At 55.7% G+C, this 20212-nt stretch carries 16 protein-coding genes; 5 read left to right on the forward strand and 11 right to left on the reverse strand.

Annotation, left to right across the window (positions count from 1 at the left end; translation table 11 throughout):
• Window positions 1-81 precede the first annotated feature (81 nt).
• Window positions 82-2031: an acetate--CoA ligase gene (acs, locus tag RZA33_RS00590; protein ID WP_317505907.1), complete on the forward strand. Its 1950-nt coding sequence runs from the start codon at window positions 82-84 to the stop codon at window positions 2029-2031.
• Between the two features lie 137 nt (window positions 2032-2168).
• Here acs and RZA33_RS00595 read toward each other — a convergent pair whose 3' ends face one another.
• Window positions 2169-2294: a hypothetical protein gene (locus RZA33_RS00595; RefSeq protein WP_022522133.1), complete on the reverse strand. Its 126-nt coding sequence runs from the start codon at window positions 2292-2294 to the stop codon at window positions 2169-2171.
• Between RZA33_RS00595 and RZA33_RS00600 the strand changes: the two genes are divergently transcribed.
• On the forward strand, window positions 2293-2955 hold the full coding sequence (locus RZA33_RS00600; protein WP_317505908.1) for a response regulator transcription factor: 663 nt from the start codon (window positions 2293-2295) through the stop codon (window positions 2953-2955). The two genes, RZA33_RS00595 and RZA33_RS00600, sit on opposite strands and share 2 nt — an antisense overlap.
• 11 nt (window positions 2956-2966) lie before the next feature.
• On the opposite strand, the gene RZA33_RS00605 is transcribed toward RZA33_RS00600, so the two are convergent.
• The 4 genes from RZA33_RS00605 to RZA33_RS00620 all read right to left on the reverse strand — a co-directional run bounded on the left by RZA33_RS00605 (window position 2967) and on the right by RZA33_RS00620 (window position 9715).
• Window positions 2967-6911 carry a NahK/ErcS family hybrid sensor histidine kinase/response regulator gene (locus tag RZA33_RS00605; RefSeq protein WP_317505909.1) on the reverse strand — a complete coding sequence of 1315 codons (3945 nt, stop codon included), beginning with the start codon at window positions 6909-6911 and terminating at the stop codon, window positions 2967-2969.
• Window positions 6912-7033: 122 nt separating this feature from the next.
• Complete coding sequence (locus tag RZA33_RS00610; RefSeq protein WP_317505910.1) at window positions 7034-7546, reverse strand: hypothetical protein; 513 nt, start codon at window positions 7544-7546, stop codon at window positions 7034-7036.
• A gap of 120 nt (window positions 7547-7666) precedes the next feature.
• Complete coding sequence (locus RZA33_RS00615; RefSeq protein WP_317505911.1) at window positions 7667-9448, reverse strand: sodium:solute symporter family protein; 1782 nt, start codon at window positions 9446-9448, stop codon at window positions 7667-7669.
• Window positions 9449-9454: 6 nt separating this feature from the next.
• The gene (locus RZA33_RS00620) at window positions 9455-9715 is read right to left on the reverse strand and encodes a DUF4212 domain-containing protein (RefSeq protein ID WP_317505912.1); all 261 of its coding nucleotides are present in this window, start codon (window positions 9713-9715) and stop codon (window positions 9455-9457) included.
• A gap of 636 nt (window positions 9716-10351) precedes the next feature.
• On the opposite strand from RZA33_RS00620, the gene RZA33_RS00625 reads away from it, so the two are divergent.
• From RZA33_RS00625 to ttcA, 3 genes are all read left to right on the forward strand, one after another.
• A complete protein-coding gene (locus RZA33_RS00625) occupies window positions 10352-12196 on the forward strand; it encodes a DUF294 nucleotidyltransferase-like domain-containing protein (RefSeq protein ID WP_317505913.1) in 1845 nt (614 codons plus the stop codon).
• Between the two features lie 26 nt (window positions 12197-12222).
• A complete protein-coding gene (locus RZA33_RS00630; protein WP_317505914.1) occupies window positions 12223-12861 on the forward strand; it encodes a DNA polymerase III subunit epsilon in 639 nt (212 codons plus the stop codon).
• 124 nt (window positions 12862-12985) lie between these two features.
• The gene (ttcA, locus tag RZA33_RS00635; protein WP_317505915.1) at window positions 12986-13903 is read left to right on the forward strand and encodes a tRNA 2-thiocytidine(32) synthetase TtcA; all 918 of its coding nucleotides are present in this window, start codon (window positions 12986-12988) and stop codon (window positions 13901-13903) included.
• Here the strand turns inward: ttcA and fnr are convergent.
• The 6 genes from fnr to RZA33_RS00665 all read right to left on the reverse strand — a co-directional run bounded on the left by fnr (window position 13896) and on the right by RZA33_RS00665 (window position 20211).
• The gene (gene fnr, locus RZA33_RS00640) at window positions 13896-14642 is read right to left on the reverse strand and encodes a fumarate/nitrate reduction transcriptional regulator Fnr (RefSeq protein ID WP_317505916.1); all 747 of its coding nucleotides are present in this window, start codon (window positions 14640-14642) and stop codon (window positions 13896-13898) included. The two genes, ttcA and fnr, sit on opposite strands and share 8 nt — an antisense overlap.
• A gap of 84 nt (window positions 14643-14726) precedes the next feature.
• The gene (gene hemN / locus RZA33_RS00645) at window positions 14727-16160 is read right to left on the reverse strand and encodes an oxygen-independent coproporphyrinogen III oxidase (protein WP_317505917.1); all 1434 of its coding nucleotides are present in this window, start codon (window positions 16158-16160) and stop codon (window positions 14727-14729) included.
• Window positions 16161-16239: 79 nt separating this feature from the next.
• Window positions 16240-16932 carry a sulfite exporter TauE/SafE family protein gene (locus RZA33_RS00650; RefSeq protein ID WP_317505918.1) on the reverse strand — a complete coding sequence of 231 codons (693 nt, stop codon included), beginning with the start codon at window positions 16930-16932 and terminating at the stop codon, window positions 16240-16242.
• Window positions 16929-17174 carry a cbb3-type cytochrome oxidase assembly protein CcoS gene (ccoS, locus tag RZA33_RS00655; RefSeq protein ID WP_317505919.1) on the reverse strand — a complete coding sequence of 82 codons (246 nt, stop codon included), beginning with the start codon at window positions 17172-17174 and terminating at the stop codon, window positions 16929-16931. The genes RZA33_RS00650 and ccoS overlap by 4 nt, the downstream gene beginning before the upstream one ends.
• Window positions 17171-19675: a heavy metal translocating P-type ATPase gene (locus RZA33_RS00660; RefSeq protein ID WP_317505920.1), complete on the reverse strand. Its 2505-nt coding sequence runs from the start codon at window positions 19673-19675 to the stop codon at window positions 17171-17173. Before RZA33_RS00660 ends, ccoS begins: the two co-directional genes overlap by 4 nt.
• Window positions 19672-20211: a FixH family protein gene (locus tag RZA33_RS00665; RefSeq protein WP_317505921.1), complete on the reverse strand. Its 540-nt coding sequence runs from the start codon at window positions 20209-20211 to the stop codon at window positions 19672-19674. The genes RZA33_RS00660 and RZA33_RS00665 overlap by 4 nt, the downstream gene beginning before the upstream one ends.
• Between the last annotated feature and the right edge of the window lies 1 nt (window position 20212).

Consider the following 20212-nt stretch of genomic DNA (forward strand, 5'->3'; position numbering starts at 1 on the left):
AATCGATGTCGATACGCCTAAGAACAATATCGACTACATTTTCTGTAGAGAGAGTGCATTTTTACGGACAGAGGCAATTTTATGAGCGATCAACAGAACGTCTATCCAGTGCGTGACGATTTTGCCGCCAATGCATGGGTCGATAAAACCAAGTATACGGCCATGTATCAGCAGTCGGTGGACGACCCGGAAGGCTTCTGGGCTGAGCAAGCCAAGCGTCTTGACTGGATTAAAGCGCCCAGCAACATCAAAAATACATCTTTTGCGCGTGACAATGTTGATATTCGTTGGTTTGAGGATGGTTTGCTCAACGTCAGCGCTAACTGCCTTGACCGCCATCTAGATAAGCGCGGCGATCAAACAGCGATTATTTGGGAAGGTGACGACCCCAAAGACTCCAAACACATCACCTATCGCGAGTTATATACGCGAACGAATCAGCTGGCTAACGCGCTGAAAGAGTTGGGTATCGGCAAAGGTGATACCGTGACGTTGTATATGCCGATGATTCCCGAAGCTGCCATGGCCATGCTCGCCTGTGCGCGTATTGGCGCAGTGCACTCGGTGGTGTTCGGGGGCTTCTCGCCGGATGCCGTCGCACAACGGGTGATTGGCGCCGACTCCAAACTGGTGATTACCGCCGATGAGTCGGTGCGTGGCGGTAAGCACGTGCCGTTGAAAGAGAACGTAGACGCCGCCCTGACCCGTGAAGGCACCGACGTGTGCAAAAACGTTCTGGTGGTTAAGCGTACCGGCGGTGAGATTGATTGGAACGATGGTCGCGATATTTGGTTTGACGACCTTGTCGACCAACAGTCTGGCGAATGCGAAGCCGAGCCCATGGGTGCAGAAGACCCGCTGTTTATTCTCTATACGTCGGGCTCTACCGGTGCGCCAAAAGGCTTAAAACACACCTCTGGCGGCTATCTGCTCTATGCGGCCATGACCCATCAGTACGTGTTTGATTACCACGAGGGCGAAGTCTACTGGTGTAGCGCGGACGTGGGCTGGGTAACCGGCCATAGCTACATCGTTTACGGCCCCTTGGCAAACGGCGCAACCACCTTAATGTTTGAGGGCGTGCCGAGCTACCCAACTCACGGCCGCTTGGGTGAAATCGTTGATAAGCACAAGGTCAACATTCTCTACACGGCACCCACCGCAGTGCGCGCGCTGATGGCCCATGGCGATAGCGTCATGGATTCGAGCAAGCGCGATAGCCTGCGTTTACTGGGTTCTGTGGGCGAACCGATTAATCCCGAAGCCTGGGAATGGTTCTACCGTGTTATCGGCAACGAACAGTGCCCGATAGTGGACACCTGGTGGCAAACTGAAACCGGCGGCATCATGATTACCCCATTGCCGGGCGCTACGCCGCTGAAACCAGGCTCGGCGACAACCGCCTTTTTTGGCGTAAAACCTGCCTTGGTCGATAACGAAGGTAATCTTCTTGAGGGCGCCACCGAAGGTAATCTGGTGATTCTCGACTCTTGGCCGGGGCAAGCGCGCTCTATCTGGGGCGATCACGATCGCTTTGTCCAGACCTACTTCTCTACCTACGACGGTATGTACTTCACCGGCGACGGCTGCCGCCGGGATGAAGATGGTTACTACTGGATTACCGGCCGCGTCGATGATGTATTGAACGTATCGGGCCACCGCATGGGTACCGCTGAGATCGAATCCTCGCTGGTCGCGCATAGCGCGGTTGCTGAAGCGGCCGTGGTGGGTTTCCCGCACGATATAAAGGGACAAGGCATCTATATTTATGTCACCCTGGGTGACGGCGTTGAAGCGTCGGACGAACTCAAAAAAGAGCTAACCCAATGGGTACGTAAAGACATTGGTCCGATTGCCTCGCCGGATATCATTCAGTGGGCACCAGGCTTGCCGAAAACTCGCTCAGGGAAAATCATGCGGCGTATTCTGCGTAAGATTGCCGCCAACGAGTGCGATGGCTTGGGCGATACCAGCACCCTGGCCGATCCGTCGGTGGTGGATGAGTTGATTGAGCATCGCGCCAATCAATAACGCTGCCGCCGCGTTGGGCTGTTTAGCCTAATAAAGCCTGTTATCGAGTAAAAACCGTGCCGACCTGAGTAGGTCGGCACGGTTGTGTTTATAGATACGTGTTTATAGATATGTGTTTCACTTGTGTGAACGATCTATTATAAATTGTGCATGTGATGCTTGGGCATGATGAAGCCCATGGGGTACCATGCTTCACAACCGTAAGAGCCTAGCGTCGCGGCGGCAGACAACCCCGCTGCTCGAGGAACCGGAGGAATATCCATGGCAGTAGCTCATAAGTTTATCGTCGCTGACGATCACCCGCTGTTTCGTGCAGCGCTGACCCAAGCGTTACGCCAGTTGGCCCCCCAGGCGGAAATTGTCGAAGCGGATACCATGGAAGCCACCACCGAGGTGGTGAATCGCCACCCAGATGCCGATTTGATTTTGCTGGATTTACATATGCCGGGCGCCCACGGCTTCTCTGGTTTAATCCAACTGCGCGGTCAGATGCCCGATATCCCAGTAGCGGTAGTGTCGGGTAGTGATGAGCCTTATGTAGTACGTCGGGCTATTGACTACGGCGCCTCGGGTTTTATCCCCAAATCTTCGTCGCTACAGCTGATCGCTGAGGCTGTCGGCGAGATATTGCAGGGCGAAGTGTGGCTGCCCGAGGCGCTGGCCAACGTGCTGGACGAAACCAGCGATGAGGAGTCGCGCTTTGCCGAGGCGATAGCCTCACTGACACCCCAGCAGTTTCGCGTTTTGAATATGCTTACCGAAGGCCTGCTGAATAAACAGATCGCTTACGAACTGAGCGTTTCTGAAGCAACCATTAAGGCTCACGTAACCGCGATCCTACGCAAACTGGGCGTTCACTCGCGCACCCAGGCGGTAATTGCCGCGCAGAAACTGGAAGTCGAGCCGCCCAAAGTCGTTTCTTAATCATCTTCTGCCTAACGCGCTGTGGCGCGATTGGCTTGTAAGGTGCGGGTAAGCAACGCCCGCAGCGCCGCGGGTTTAACGGGCTTCAGCAGTAGCTGATAGCCCGCCCGTTTGATCTCTTCGGCCACCGCTTCTGTACGATCAGCGGTAATCACAATTCCCGGCACCGCCCCTTCAAAACGCTCGCTGAGCGCTTCCAGCGCCATTAAGCCAGTGACTTCATTATCCAGGTGGTAGTCGGCCAGGATAGCGTCAGGGTCGCCGTCCATATTGCGTAAAATTGATTTAGCCCCGCCAATACTGGTGGCGGTAAACACCTCGCAGCCCCAGCCGCTCAACATGGCGGTCATGCCTTCCAAGATCAGCGTTTCATTATCAATACACACGATGCGTGTACCGCTAAGCTTATGGCTACCCCGGCGCACTTGGGGCGCCTGCTCGGTACTGCTCGCCTCACTGGCGGCAACAACTGGCACGCTAACCGAGAAAACCGCGCCTTTGCCCACCGTCGAGCGTACTTTGATAGGGTGGTCCAGCACCCGGCTCATACGATCGGCAATGGAAAGCCCCAGCCCGAGGCCTTTCTCACTCTCTTTATGCCGTGATGCCTGATCCAAACGACGGAATTCCTGGAAAATCTCGGTGAGTTTGGAATCGGGAATGCCGGGGCCGCTGTCCCATACTTCAATCGAAAGCCAGTTGCCTTGACGTCGGCAGCCCAGCAGCACGCGCCCCTCTTGGGTGTAGCGAATGGCGTTGGATAAGAAGTTCTGGACAATCCGGCGCAGCATTTGAGGGTCTGAGTCGACCCAAAGCTGGGTGGGTACCACTTCTAAATCCAGCCCGCGATCGTCTGCCATCACCTCAAACTCGGCGCGTAGCGGGCGAATGATATCCGCCAGGGCAAAGTGGCTACGCCGCGGTGTTAAGGCGCCTGCGTCCAGCTTGGAGATATCCAGCAGGGTGCTTAGCAGCTCCTCGGCGGCCTGCAGCGAGTTATCGATGTGGCCGACGATGCGCTGGGTATCGGTGGTGGTAACGTTTTGCATCAGCGCGGAGGTAAATAGCCGTGCGGCATTGAGCGGCTGCAGCAAGTCGTGGCTGGCTGCAGCCAGAAAGCGGGTTTTAGACGCGTTGGCGTCTTCGGCCAGCTGCTTGGCCTGACGCAGGGCAAGCTCCGCCTCGGCGCGCACCCGGTTCTCCTGGCGCAGCGCCGCGTTAGCTTCAGAAAGCGCCTGGGTGCGTTCGCGCACACGCTCCTCAAGGGTTTCGTTGGTTTCTTTGAGGGCGATTTCAGCCTGGCGGCGCTCGGTAATATCCTGATAAAGAGCAAAAAAGCCTAAAATCGCCTGGCTGTCGCCAAAGTGCGGTGTATAGGTGACCAGCATATAGCGCATGGCGTCGTTCACCCGCAGCGAGACTTCAAAACTGACCCGTTCGCCGTTGAGTGCTCGCGTTACCCAGGGGGTGCGCTCTTCCGCTTGCTTAACCGGCAGCACGTCTTCAAAGCGACGGCCAATCACCGCGTTGCGGTCAATGTTGAACGCCTGCTCGTAGGCCCGGTTGGTAAACAGATAACGGCACTCTTTATCGAAGTAGGCAATTAACGCGGGCACGTTGTCGGTGTAGATGCGGATATTGTTTTCCGAGCGGATCAGTGCCTCTTCGATACGCTTTTGCTGGGTAATATCCTGATAGGTATACACAAAACCGCCGCCGGGCATTGGGTTGCCCTGTACTTCCAGGACGCTGCCATCCTGGCGGTAGCGCACGTAGCGGTGGGGCTGGCCCTCGCGAATATTGTCAAGCAGCAGTTGGACATGCTCTTCCGGGTCACCTGGCCCGTATTCGCCGTTGTGGGCGTTGTAGCGGAAGATGCGGTCAATGGGGGCACCAACGCGTATCAAGTGGTCAGGGAAGCGGAACAGCTCCAGGTAGCGCTGGTTCCAGACCACTAGCCGCAGGCTCTGGTCAACCACGCTGATGCCTTGGTTAATGTTTTCGATGGTGGCCTGCAGCAGGGCGCGGTTGAACTCCAATACCTGGGAAGCCTCATCGACAATCGAGATAACGTCGGAAATGCCGATACCGCGACCCTGAAGCGCCGAGTTGACAACAATGCGCGCCGACGATGCGCCCAGCACCGAGGCTAAAAAGCGTTCGGTGAACTGGATAATATCGATTGACGCGCGGGTGCCGTTTTCGAGCGGTTTGCCCAGCCGGCGGGCGTAGTCTTCAAAAGCACGCTCTACCTGGCCCGCGCCCAGGAAACGCTCACAGAGAACTTTTAAATCGCCGACGGTGGTGGCCCCGGTCCAGGGCCGATTGACCGACGTTTGGCGGGTCTCCACGCTATCCACAAACAACGAGGCTTGAATGCGCTCAACGACCCGCTGAGAAGTCACCTGAGAGACAAAGATATAACAGAATAGATTGACCCCGAGTGACAGCATCACGCCATGGGTAAAGCTGTCCCCCATATTAAGGCCAAACAGCGCCGTGGGGGATAGCCAGCTAAGCCCCAGCGGGCCACCCTCAAGCCAGCCTATCGGCAGCACACCGGCATTGATCATGGCGGGCATCAGCAGGCTATACACCCAGATAGCAAAGCCGGCATTCATCCCAACGATCACCCCCAGGCGATTGCCGCGCTTCCAATAGAGCCCGCCGATAAGCGCTGGGGCAAACTGGGCGGCAGCGGCAAACGACAGCATGCCGATGGAGGCTAGCGAGGTGAACTCGGCAATCAACCGGTAGAAGCCGTAGGCCATAGCCAAGACGGCCACAATGGTTAAGCGGCGTGTGCGAAGGACTAAGCGGCCGTAATCGCGCGCTTTTGTGTCGAACCAGCGCAGGCGAAATAGCGCTGGGATAACAATTTCGTTGGATATCATGATCGACACCGCCACCGCGGCCACGATGACCATACCGGTGGCGGAGGAAAAGCCGCCGATAAAGGTGAGTAGCACCAGCCACTGGTGGCCCGAGGCCATGGATAGCGCCAACACGTAGGTATCAGGCTCCACCCCGCTCTCGGAAAATAGCAGCAGGCCAGCGGCAGCCAACGGCACCACAAAAAACGCGATGGCTAGCAAATAAAGCGGAAACAGCCAGCGCGCTTTGCTAGCGTCGTCAGGGTGAATGTTCTCGACCACTGCCACGTGAAACTGGCGCGGCAGGCACAGGATTGCCAGCATCGCCAACAGCGTCTGGGCCCAGAAGCTCTGGCCAAAATCCTGGTTGGCGAGCTGGCGTTGGAGTTCAAGCTGGCTTTCAGCGCTGCCGATTAAATCGCCCAAACCGTTAAACATGCCCCAGGTGACAAAAGCGCCGAGCACCACAAAGGCGAGAAGCTTGACCAAAGACTCAAACGCCACGGCGTGGATTAAGCCCTCGTGGTGCTCGGTGGCGTCGGTGTGCCGAGTACCAAACAGGATGGCGAAGATGGCCATCACAGCGGCCACATAAAAGGCCGTATCGCCAAACAGCGGCGTATGGGTCGCGTCGCTGGCATCGGTAAGTACGCTGAAAGTAGTCGAAACCGCTTTTAGCTGTAGCGCAATGTAAGGCAGGGTGCCAACCAGGGCGACTAAGCTGGCAAAAGCGGCCAGCGACTGGGTTTTGCCGTAGCGGGAGGCAATAAAATCAGCAATGGACGTAACGTTCTGGTGCTTGGCAACGCGGATCATTTTGGCCAGTACCGGCCAGAAAAGTAAAAACGTTAATATCGGCCCGACAAAAATACTCGCAAACGACCAGCCTGCCGTCGCCGCTTGGCCAACGGCGCCATAAAATGTCCAGGTAGTACAGTAAATGGCCAGCGCCAGGCTATAGATAATCGGGCGTCGCCGGGTGGCACCATGGGTACGTGCGCGACGGTCGCCGTACCAGGCAATGCCGAACAGAACGGCAACATAAAGCAGCGATACCGCGACCAGTAGCCCGCCGTGAAACATGCCTTTCTCCCCACCAGAGTGTGCAACTGATCTAGCCAGTTAATAAAAGGCCTTATTCTAGGCGAAATACAGGGCCGTGTACGACCATAGGCGCCGCTGGTTTTGATTGGGGAGTATTCAGCTTAGGAGGGACATACGTTGTTGAGCAGCGGTGATGTCTCGCGCAGCGTGCGTATCTCTTCAAGAATAGGCTCGCGAGAGTCCTGATCCAGTGGGACCAATTCGCGGTTCTCGCAGTTGAGCACGTACGGCTGGGTTATCAAAATGTCAGTGTGGTGGCGCTCAAACTGATAAAGGATAAATTCTGCTAAGCGGGCACCATCCTGCTCGCGCATGCGAATATTTTCACTATCGATCATGCTGAACTTGGTGGTCATGGGGAAAGCAACGGTCCATGGACGCCACATCGCGGTACTTCTCTCGGTTGAAATGACCGTGGCGGTGTCAGGCAACTGCGCCTGCTTATGCTCAAACCAGCTGTATTCCACCTGTATTTGATAGCCCAGCATACCCAGCGCGCCAAAGACTGGTGCGATCCACTTGGGTAGCCGCTTGCCGCTCAAATTGCGCAGTATTAGCCCAATCCCGGCGGCCGCAAGGCCCGCAAACACGGCGGCGATCAAGTGCCAAATCATAATTTATCCTTACTAAAAGACATCGCTAAAAAACATCGGGCCTCCGTGAGGAAGCCCGATGGTGAGGTCGACTCCAAAACGTTACCGCATTATAGCGGTAACGTCAGGAAGGCGTACTGCTTAGTGATCGACTGCCATGCCAGCACCTTTGGGGAAGCGGACGCTTTCCACCAGATCCTGAATTTCCTGCGGCGGTGCAGCTGTCACGCTGGAAACCGAGAAGGCAACGGCGAAGTTAATCATCGCGCCCACAGCACCGAAGGAGAGCGGCGAAATACCGAAGATCCAGTTATCTGGCGTGTTGGCCAGCGTGTTGGTATCCGGAATAAAGAACCAGCCCAGGTAAGTGAAGATATACAGCAGTGTACAAATCAAGCCCGCCAGCATCCCGGCAATCGCGCCTGAGTTATTCATCCGCTTGGAGAAGATCCCCATCATTAGCGCTGGGAACAGCGAGGCGCCGGCGATACCAAAGGCCAATGCCACCGTTTGTGCCGCAAACCCGGGCGGATTAAGCCCTAAGTAGGTGGCCAGCAGAATCGCACCCCCCATGGAGATTCGCGCCGCCAACATTTCGCCTTTCTCGGTAATCTTCGGATTGATCATGGTCTTGATCAAATCGTGACTGATGGCTGACGAAATCGCTAGAAGCAAGCCAGCTGCGGTAGACAGCGCCGCGGCGATACCGCCTGCTGCGATCAAGCCAATTACCCAGCCTGGCAAGTTGGCAATTTCCGGGTTGGCGAGTACCAAGATATCGTTATTCACCGTCAGCTCGTTGCCTTCCCAGCCACGATCAGAAAAGTCGACTGAGTCGTTATACATCTGAATGCGGCCGTCATTGTTGAGGTCGGTGAAGTTGATAAGACCGGTTTCTTCCCATGTGCGAACCCAATCCGGCCGCTCTTCGTACAGAATCGGGTTTTGCGCGGCCTCTTCGTAGTTTTCAACCTGCCCAGCCATCTCTGGATACACGGTGGTCGCCAAGTTCAGGCGTGCCATCGAACCTACGGCTGGCGCGGTCAGGTAGAGCAGGGCGATAAACACCAATGCCCAACCGGCAGACCAGCGTGCGTCGGCTACTTTCGGTACGGTGAAGAAGCGAATGATAACGTGAGGTAGACCGGCAGTACCGACCATCAACGATAAGGTGAAAAGCACCATGTTGAGCTTGTTGTCCACGTCAGCGGTGTAGTCCCGGAAACCCAGCGCGTTGACCACATCATTTAACTTGGCCAATAAAGGCATGCCGGATTCGGAGTGCGTACTGAACATGCCGAACATCGGAATCGGGTTGCCGGTTAGCTGGAAAGCGATAAATACCGCTGGAATGGTGTAAGCGATGATCAGAACGATGTATTGAGCAACCTGAGTGTAGGTAATGCCTTTCATACCGCCAAATACGGCGTAGAGGAAAACGATCAGTGCTGCCAGCCAGATACCCCAGGTGTTGCTGACTTCAAGAAAGCGTGAGAACGCCACGCCCGCACCGGTCATTTGACCGATAACGTAGGTGACGGACGCTACAATCAGACACACGATCGCCACTAAGCGAGCAGTGTTGCTGTAGAAGCGGTCACCAATGAAGTCAGGCACAGTGAACTTACCAAACTTACGCAGGTAAGGTGCCAACAGCATCGCCAGGATAACGTAGCCACCGGTCCAGCCCATCAGGAAGGTGGAGTTAGCGTAGCCACCGGAGGCCAGCAAACCGGCCATGGAAATGAACGATGCCGCTGACATCCAGTCCGCGGCAGTAGCCATCCCGTTGGTGATCGGGTGAACACCGCCGCCGGCGACGTAGAAATCTTTCGTTGAGCCGGCGCGCGCCCAAATCGCAATGCCTATATACAGGGCAAAGGAGGCGCCGACGAACAGTAAGTTGATTGCAAACTGGCTCATACCGGCTTACTCCTCAAGGCCAAATTTTCGATCGAGTCTATTCATCTTCCAGGCGTAGAAGAAGATGATACCGATGAAGGTTAAGATTGAGCCCTGTTGCGCAAACCAGAAGCCAAGGTCCGTTCCACCAACCGGGATGCCGGCTAGAAGAGGGCGAAAAAGGATAGCGCACCCGTAAGAAACAAATGCCCATACAGCCAGACATCCGGCAATTAAGCGAACGTTAGCTTTCCAGTATTCAGCAGCATTGCTTTTGTCATCTGCCATTGTGTTGCTCTCCACTTGTGATTTGTAAGGGTGGGAAAGTTCACGAGGAATAGCGTGAGATCCATCAGGGCAATCGCACGTCAAAGGCCACTCAATCGTTAAGAGTGGTGAATTCGCTATCAACTGTCGAGTTAGTTAGTGACCTGCGATTACCCTAAATGACTCATTGTTAATACTGGGCAATAAACGCCAAAAAATAAATCCCAGACTTTGGTATCAATAACCCTCGTAAGTCATTTTTTGAATCTCTAGGTAGTTGAAAATAATTGTTTTTTTGTGGTTTTTAAGCGAATTTTGTCGGTTTTTAAAGCATTATGGGACAATAGTCTAGTGAGCGAAAAAAAGCAGTTATTGGCTACTTTAAATACATGTAGGGTGTTTTGAAGGAGTCACGACGAGCAAGTGTCAATACTTTGGTCTTGTATCAAACGTCGCTTCGACCTTGGCGTGATAGCTAAAGGTATAACAACGTTCTACTTGCTTGTTAGGAAGTGAATCCTTTATACCCGTAGCGTATGCTTTGCATAATAACCGTGAGCCGTTTGACCCTGTCGACGTTATCACCTGTTCGCCGTATCAGCACCGTGTTTTAGTGCCGGTGACTAATTCGCCATTAGTTAAGTGAGGTCATGCACAATGGTTGATGTGGATTTATCCCAACTGCCGTTTACGCTTCTTGACGATGAAGGGCGTGACCATATTCGCCGTGGCATTGATCTTGCCTATTATGACCGCGACGAAATTATTTTAGAGACCGGGCAGGCGGGCGAGTTTGTGTTTTTAATTCACAGCGGTGAGGTGGCGGAATTAGATCCTACGCTACCGTCCTCTAGCGCCCGTATCGGGCACTACACCGCGGGGGATCTGTTTGGCGCGATCAGTATTTTAAACGGTAAAAGCCGCTATCGCTTTCAGGCCGAGCAAGAATGCTTGTGCTACCTGTTGCCAAAAGCGTTATTCCAACAGTTGTGCCAGCAATATCCGGATTTCAGTCATTTTTTTCGCCAGTCGCTGGCGCATAAAGCGCGCTTGTTGACCGAGAAACGTGCCGAAGGTGGCGTCACCATGGCGGGCTTTATGTTGGCCAAGGTGAGCGAATGTTTGCGCGAACCGTTACTGATGGTAGCGTCCACCGATATTGCCAGTGCGGTGCAGCAGTTAAACGAAAGCCACGCCGATAGCCTGCTGGTCGATACCCAAGGTCAACTGGGCATGGTGACCAAAACCGATCTGCTCAATGGTTTGGTACTGGAAGGCCGTGACGTTTCCTCCCCGGTGGATGAGATCGCGCACTTTAATTTGGTGACCGTTGCGCCGGATCAATACCTGTTTGAAGTGCTGGTCCTTATGACGCGGCACAAAGTGGCGCGCGTGGTCGTGATGGAGAACAACGCCTTGAAAGGCGTTGTCGAGCTCACTGACGTACTTAGCTACTTCTCAAGCCGTAGCTACGTCGTCAGTTTACAGGTCGAGCAGGCGACCAGTTTGCAAGCGCTCTCGGCGGCTAGCCAACGCACCCCTGAGCTTGTTAAAGCGCTCATGGCCCAAGGGGTAAAACTGCGTTTCGCTATGGATCTGCTCGCCGCGCTGAATGGCCGTATCATGAGTAAAGCCTGGGAGTTCACTATTGAGGAGCAGTATCGCGAGCAGAGCTGCATGATGGTCATGGGCAGTGAGGGTCGCGGCGAGCAAATTCTTAAAACGGACCAGGATAACGGCTTGATTCTCGCCGATGATGCGCAGTGGCCCGGCCTGGAAAGCCACATGCAAACGCTCACCGATACCTTGATTCAGCTGGGTTACCCGCCATGCCCCGGCAATATTATGGTATCGAATCCCGAGTGGGTGGCCACGGTATCGCAGTGGAAAAGCAATATAGCCAAATGGGCTAGCAAGCGTGATGGCGACAGTCTGTTAAAACTAGCGATAATGCTCGATGCCCACGCTGTGGCGGGTAACCCGAGCCTGCTGGAAAGTGTCCGCGAGGAACTGTTTAAACGCTGTTCAGGCGATGAGCTGCTGCTGTCCTACTTTGCGCGCACGGCACTACGCTTTTCAACGCCGCTGACACTGTTTGGCTCGCTGAAAAAGCCTCAACACGGTATCGATATTAAAAAAGGCGGCATTTTCCCGATTGTTCACGGCGTGCGCACCATGGCGCTTGAGCGACGTATTAGTGCCACTTCGACGTTTGAGCGCTTAGACGCACTGGCCGCCGACGGTCGTTTGGACCGCCGTTTTGCTGATGACTTAGGCGAGGCCTTGGCACTTTTCACCGAACTGCGCCTTAAACAGCAGCTCAGCATTTTGGATACGGCGAGCAATGGGCAAGAAACTGACTCCCAAAAGGGCAGTCGCGCGAACCGCGTGGTGGTGCAAGACCTCTCTTCGCTTGAACGGGACCTACTGCGCGAGGCGCTGCACATTGTGAAAGACTTCAAGCAGCGTCTTTCCCATCGTTATCATTTGGAGTATTCGTGAGTGGAATAGGGATATTGGACAAACACGTGGCGCTCTTTAGCGGGCCTCTACGTACCATGCGCCGTGAAAGCGATCGGCGCCGCTGTGCTCATTCGCCCTATGCGTGGCTATTTCAGCCCTATATGGGCGATGAGCTTGTCGCGCTGGCCTGTTATGAAACGTCCATGCCGTCATCGTCAGTGATCAGTGTTGCGGCGGTCGTGCTGAGTCAACAGCAGGTGCATACCAGCCGTGCCTTTGAGGCGACGCTAGGCACCGTCGAGCAGCCGGACAGCGCTTTACTACGACGTCATCAGTTGCTGTACAAAGTGGGTGAAATAACCGACTCAAACAGTAATAGCTTAAGCGCACTAGTGGAATTTATCGGCAATCGACCAATTGTGGGGTGGCAATTAGCAAAGCGAATTGGGGGGCTCAATACACTCCTTCGTCGTCGCTTGAACTTCGCACTGCCTAATGCCCAGGTCGATGTGGCGAAGCTGCACCAGCGCCAGCTGCGCCGCCTGCGCCCGTTGTTGGAGGCACCCAGTAGCTTTGCCCAGGCACTGGCGTGCTGGCAAGTACCCGCCATGGGAGGTCAGAGTGTACTCGGTGAGGCAACCTCAAGCGCACTGTTGTATATGCGTTTACAGCGCCTTATGGCGGAACTGCCTAGGGATGAGTAAGAGGCGCATAGGTTAGGGAGGGGCAAGCCATCGTTGGTTCAAGCGGTGAGTGTTGTTAGAATGATGCTTTAATTTTGCTCTCTAGCGTTTCTCATCTCACCATCTCCTCGGCAGTGCCTATACCATGCAATCGCTTGATCATTTTGCCCCCGCTGATTTTGAAACGACGTTATCCGCCCCCACGGACGCTGAGCACGATCAGTCAGCGCTGGCAGCCAAACAAAAGCGCGAATTTAACAAGCTGCAAAAGCGCCTGCGTCGAGAAGTGGGCAATGCGATTATTGATTACCAAATGATCAATGAAGGTGATCGTGTGATGGTGTGTCTTTCCGGCGGCAAGGATAGCTATACCATGCTGGAGATTCTGCGCAATTTGCAGCGCAACGCGCCGGTCAACTTCTCCTTGGTGGCGGTCAATTTAGACCAAAAGCAGCCGGGTTTTCCTGAACACGTGCTACCAAAATATCTGGATAAGCAGGGCGTGGAGTACCATATTGTCGAGCGCGATACCTACTCGGTAGTGAAAGAGAAAACGCCGGAAGGCAAAACCACCTGCGCGCTCTGTTCACGGCTAAGACGCGGCTCGCTTTACGGCTTTGCCGAAGAGATTGGCGCCAACAAAATTGCCTTGGGTCATCACCGTGAAGATATTTTGGAAACGCTGTTTCTGAATATGTTTTTCGGCGGCAACTTGAAAGCGATGCCGCCAAAACTGCTATCAGATGATGGTAAGAACATCGTTATTCGGCCGCTGGCCTACTGCAAAGAGGCAGATATCGCCGAATTTTCGCGGCTAATGGAATTTCCGATCATTCCCTGCAATCTATGCGGCTCCCAGCCCAATATGCAGCGCCAAGTGGTCAAAGAGATGCTTGCTGAGTGGGATAAAAAGTTTCCTGGCCGCTTGGAAAGTATGTTTAAAGCCGTCACCAATATCGCACCTTCGCAGCTCGCAGACCGTCAACTGTATGATTTTGCAGGGTTGGAAGCCAGGCAGGCAGAACTCTTGGCTGGGCGCATCCAGGCTTTTAACGTTAGTTAGCCGTTTGTTCTTCCTCTTCGGCGAGGGTAAGCAAACGTGGCATGTCGAGGATATTGACCTCACGGCCCGAAACTGCCACCACGTTTTGTTGCTGAAAGCGGCTTAATATACGGCTGACCGTTTCCACCGCTAAGCCCAGGTAATTGCCGATATCGGCCCTGGGCATGGAAAGGCGAAAGCTATAAGGCGAGTAGCCCCGGCGCCGAAAACGATCCGAAAGGGTAATTAGAAAGCTTGCCAGCCGCTGGTCGGCGGTTTTACGCGACAGCAGACGCATCATGCGCCGGTCATCGCGCAACTCTTTACTCATGCTGCGATACAGCTGGCCGCGCAGCTCAGGCAGCTCCTCGGAGAGTAAATCCAGGCGATCGAAGGGGATCTCGCAAATGGTCGTGGTTTCCAGGGCGATTACGCTGCCGGGGTACTGCTCTTCGTCAATGCCATCTAACCCGACTAACTCACTGGGGAGATAGAAATTGGTCAGCTGCTCGCTGCCGTTACCTTCGGCAGTGATCTGTTTCAAACTGCCCGAACGTACCGCGTAAACGCTGGTAAAGGTGTCGCCTTGGCGAAACAGCGGCTCGCCTTTTTTGAGCGGCGCTCGGCGACGAATAATCGCATCGAACTGCCCCATATCTTCCAGCTCAAGGGCAAGCGGCAGGCAAAGTGAGCTCAAGCTGCAGGTTTGGCAGCGTGCTTCGTGGAGTAGTGAGCGGCGATAGCTCATAGGTTCCGACATGCGTTGCTCCTTGAGTGGGTCACGCTTATCAATTAGAAAAACCTTACTTATTATAGCCGCTTTAGCATGCCTGCCCAAAGGTGATTAAACAATCTTTGAGTAGCGCTGACCTGTTTGCCCAGGTAGGTGAGTATCAAATGCCATGGCTAGATGGCGAATCAGTAACCGCCCCATGGGCGTGGCGTTAAGTTGGTCGCCGCTGCGGGTCAGTAAACCATCCTGCTCGGCAACCTCCAGGCGTTCAAGCGCGGGTGCAAAGTAGCGCGGGGCATCAATGCCCCAGCGCTGACCAACGGCGGCCAGGTCAATGCGCATATCGCACATCAGTCGCTCAATGACGTCTCGGCGGATAAGGTCGTCATTACTCAACCTTACGCCACGTCCCGTAGCTAGCCAGCCCTGATCCATCGCCGCTTCGTAGCGGGCCAGCTCGCTAGGATTTTGGGCATAGACGTCATCAATGCGTGAAATTGCCGAAACGCCAAGCCCGACCAAGTCGCACTGAGCGTGGCTGGAATAGCCCTGGAAGTTGCGCTGTAGCGAGCCTTCGCGCTGGGCAACCGCCAAGCTATCGTCTGGGCGGGCAAAGTGATCCATGCCGATATGCACGTAGCCTGCTGCGGTGAGCATTTCGATGGTGGTGCGCAGAATCGCCAGCTTTTCTTCGCCACCCGGCAAGTCATCGACATTGATGCGCCGCTGGGGTGCAAAGCGCTCGGGCATATGGGCGTAGTTAAACACTGATAGGCGCGCCGGGTTTAGCTCAATAACTTGACGCAGTGTATCCGCGAAGCTCTTTTCGGTTTGAAACGGCAGGCCATAAATGAGGTCGAGGTTGAGCGAGCGAAAGCCCAGGCGGTGGGCCTCATCCATGAGCGTTTCAGTGAGCACCCGTGGCTGAATACGGTTAATCGCTTTCTGCACCAGCGGGTTTAAATCCTGCACACCCAGGCTAATGCGGTTAAAGCCTAGCGCTTGAAGGTGGCGGAGGGTAAACACATCCGCTTCGCGGGGATCTATTTCAATCGCGTAGTCGCGATCAGCCGCGGACGAAAGGCCAAAGCGCGCATCCAAACGGTCAATCAGGTCGCCCATCTGGTTTAAGCTGAGAAAGGTGGGTGTACCGCCGCCCCAATGCAGCTGCTCCACCGGTCGTGATGTATCCAAGTGGCGGGCGGTCAGCACCATTTCCCGGTCAAGCCGGGTTAAATAGGGCTCGGCCAGGGCGGTGTTTTTGGTAGCGATTTTATTACACGCACAGTAAAAGCAGATCTTGCGGCAGAAGGGCACATGGACATAAATCGATAGCGAGCGATGGCTGGCATTGCTGCGTTCCATCGCCTGGGTTAGGTCGCTGGGCGTAAATTGGTCGTGAAACGACAGCGCTGTCGGGTAAGAGGTATAGCGTGGGCCACTGGTATCGTAGCGGCGCAGCAAGGCTTCATCCCACTCCGGCTGCGTGGGCGCTGCCGCAGCGGAAGCGGCACGAGGTGAAGCCGCAAGGGCATGAACGGGCATGGGAAAGGCGCTCCAACGTTAGGGACTACCGCTAGCTTAATCCTAGCGACCGGTACAAACGTTGAGCCACGTCATGCTATTAGAGGGTGTGCGCCGTGAGCGCCCACAACTGCCACAGTGCAAAAGCGATAATCGTCACCGCGGCCAGGCTGCGCGTTGCGGGGTGACGAATCAAATGGCTTAGCTGGCGCGCGGCGAGGCCTGTAGCGAGTAGTGCAGGGAGAGTGCCAAGACCGAATGCGCCCATGAGCAGGGCGCCTTGCAGCGGGTCGGCAATCGCCAAACTCCAGGCCAGCATGGAGTAGACCAACCCACAGGGCAGCCAGCCCCATAGTGCACCCAGCGCGAAGGCTTGGGGGATATGCACCACCGGCATTAAGCGCCTACCCACGGGCTCGATAAAGCGCCATAGGCGGCGGCCCACCGCTTCAACCTTGAGCAGTCCCTTCCACCAGTTGGCGATATACAGCGCCATTAATATCAGCATCAGCGCGGCAAATACCTGCAGCAGCAGGCGTGCCGTAGAGGAAAGCGAAAACAGTGTGCCTAGCAGGGCCACCAGCGCGCCTGCGCTCATATAGCTGATAATACGACCTGCGTTATAGCTGAGTAGCAGGCCGCCCATACGCGCCGGATGACGCATGCTGGGCGGCACTGCAAAGGTGAGTGCGCTCATGATGCCACCGCACATGCCGATGCAATGGGCGCCGCCCATCAAGCCAAACACAAACGCCGCCATTAGTGGCGGTAGATCAAGCCCCGTTGGATTCATGGCCGAGGCTCTTGGTCGTCGGGTGTGTCGGCCGCTGATTTTTCAGAAGGTCTTGGCTGTGCCTGCTGACGCTGGCGGCGCTGCTCAGGACTCAGGTCGTTTTCATCCTCGTCGAACAAAATGCGGTGCGCCGGGCCTTCTAAGTCGTCGAACTGATCGTTTTTGACCGCCCAGAAAAACGCCCAAACAGCAAGACCGAGCAGAATCAGTGAAAGTGGAATAAGCAGATAGAGAATTGTCATGCGGTCACCGGTTGTGGGGCACTCAGCGATGGGGTTGGCGGGCTGCGCCAGCGTGACAGCCGTAGGGAATTGCCCACCACTACCAGCGAGCTAAGCGACATGCCAATAGCCGCTAGCCAAGGCGGTACCAAGCCCATCGCCGCCAGCGGCAGCGCCGAAACGTTATAGCACACCGACCAGATCATATTTTGGCGCATGATACGCCGGGTGGCGCGGGAAACCTCAATGGCTTCAAAAATCCGCATCAAGCGCGGGCTTAGCAGTACTGCGTCGGCCCGGGTGCGAGCCAGGTCGGTGGCACCGTTCATCGCAATGGCCACATCGGCTCCCGCCAACACCGGTACGTCGTTGATGCCGTCGCCAATCATCACCACGGTTTCACCCGCAGCTTGAAGCTCTTTCATCCGAGCCAGCTTGCCCTCCGGGCTGATGCCCGCATGCCAGGTGGCGATGTTGAGCTGATCGGCCAGGCTTTCTACCGCGTCAACAGTATCGCCAGAAAGCAGTTCAACGGTTAAGCCCTTAGCCTGGAGCGCCGTGATGGTGGCGGCGGCATCATCGCGCACACCATCGTGCAGGCCAAACCAGGCGCGGGGCGTGCCGTCTTCGCTAAGCAGCAGCCACTGTCCTCTGGCGGGCGCCGCGATGGGTTCGTCAGTGGCGCTATCCATTGCGCCATCTATTGCACTATCCATTGCGCCATCTATTGCAAACCTGGGCTTACCCAGCCGCCAGCGGGCGCCGTTTAACGTACCTTCAAGGCCTTGGCCGGTGTGGTTATGAATATCTTTGGCTTGCAGTGTAGCATCCCGAAATGGTCGAAAGGCGCGGGCGATCGGGTGCTCTGAGTGGGCTTCCATGGCGGCGGCAATAGCCTGGGCGCGCTCAGCGGATAATTCACCGAACGGTTTAGTCTGAGTAAGCTGCATTTCCCCGCGGGTGAGGGTGCCGGTTTTATCAAAGATCACCCGAGTGACATTGGAGAGTGACTCTATGGCGTCGGCGCGGGTAATCAACACGCCGCGCTTGCGTAACTGGCCATGGCCTGCGGTTAACGCTGCCGGCGTTGCCAACGCCAGGGCGCAGGGGCAGGTCACCACCAGCACGGAGAGCAACACCCAAAGCATTCGCGAGGGGTCGATAAACCACCAGGCGATAGTAACGCAGGCTGTTACTATCAGCAGGCGAAGCACGAATAAATGCGCCATGCGGGCTGCCATTTGGGCCAGCCGCGGGCGGCTTGCAAAGGCGCGGTCGGTAAGGTCGACTATACCCGCTACCCGGGCATTGCGCCCGGCGTGGGTCACCCGAACCACCAGCGGGTTTTCCATATTTTGGCTGCCGCCGGTAACCGTGTCACCCACCCGACGGGTGACCGGTAGGTACTCGCCGGTCAGCATTGATTCGTCCAGGCTTGATTCGCCTTCTTCAATGATACCATCGGCAGGCACACCGTGGCCGGGCTTGATCAAGACTCGGTCGCCGGGAGCTAGCTCGGTGGCAGGCAGAATGCGCTCGCTGCCGTCGCTTTCTAACCGCGTGGCCGAAATCGGGAGTACGCCACTGAGCGCATTACCGCTATGCCCGCTGCGGCGTCTGGCGCGGCCTTCCACGTAGCGGCCAAAGAGTAAAAAGAAGGTAAACATGGCCACCGAATCAAAGTAGACCTCGCCGACGTTAAACAGCACCGCGTAGCTGCTGGCCAGGTACGCGCCGCCAATTGCCAGCGATACCGGCACATCCATACCCAGCACACCCGTGCGGAAGTCGCGCAGGGCGTTACGGAAAAACGGCTGTGCCGAGAAAAACACCACCGGCGTCGCCAGCGCGAACGACAGCCAGTGAAACAGTGCGTAGAAGTCGTCGCTGATTTCACCGGGGCCGGAAACATAGATCGGGATCGAGAACATCATCACTTGCATCATGCCGACCGCGGCAATAATCAGCCGTCGCACGGTCATACGTTCCTCGTGCTGCATACGCGCCTGAGCCTGGTCGGGCTCGTAGGGCTGGGCGTCATAGCCGATCGCTGCCAGTTCGGCCAGCAGTTGTGAAAGCTTCAGCTGCTGGGGGTTCCAGCTTACTCGTAGGCGGTGGTGAGTTAAGTTCACCGCGCTGGAGGCAACCCCCGATAAGGCATTCAAGCGGTGTTCGATCAGCCAGGCGCAGGCGGCACAGGTAATGCCTTCGATGGCGAGGGTCGCTTTGACATTGCCCTCATCGCCGTCGGGGTGCACAAACTGCGCCTGCAGGCCGGGGTCGTCAAACACCGACCAAGTATCTGCCTTGGCAGCCTGGCGTTCATCAGGGCGTTCAGGCAGTTCAGTACGGTAGCGGTAGTAGCTTTCAAGACCACCATCGACAATGGCATGGGCCACCGCTTCGCAGCCGGGGCAGCAGAGCGGATGGGTCTCTTCATCCAGGGTAATCGACCATGGCGCTCCGGCGGGCACCGGGTTACCGCAGTGGTAGCAAGGGGAGGTAGTTGCGGCGTTGCTCATTCGCTTTCTGGGCGTCCTCCGGGCAGCAGCGTTACGCTACTTTCACTAGGAAAAGTCGCCTCCCCGGTTAGTCGCCAGTCAGCCTCTTTCAGGGCAGGCTGAATCTGCAAGTACCAGCGGTAGCGAAAGTTGTCGGGGCCCTGGGTGATATAGCGACCGTCACGCACATGCTCAAGTACGAAGGATTGATCACGATCGTCTTCGGTAGGGAAGATAAGATCCAAATAGAGTTTGTCGGGACGCGCATCGCCGCTTAAATCAATCACAATATCGCTGGTAAGCGGATCAAGGCGTAAATCGGCGCTTAGGTTTAACTTTCGGGCACGGTCTTGCTTGGCAAGCACCATATTGATGGCTTTGCCATGCTTGTAATAATCTTCCTGAACGACCATGCCATCGAAGCTCTTAACCGACATAACGGCAAAGGTAATGCTAAACATAATGGATGAGAGCAGAATGCCGATTAAAAACCACGGCCAAAACTGCTTGTACCATGGGGTTACCTTTTCGCCAGGATTCAACACGGGGGATGACATA

Source organism: Halovibrio sp. HP20-59 (assembly GCF_033052795.2).
Classification (GTDB): Bacteria; Pseudomonadota; Gammaproteobacteria; order Pseudomonadales; family Halomonadaceae; genus Vreelandella.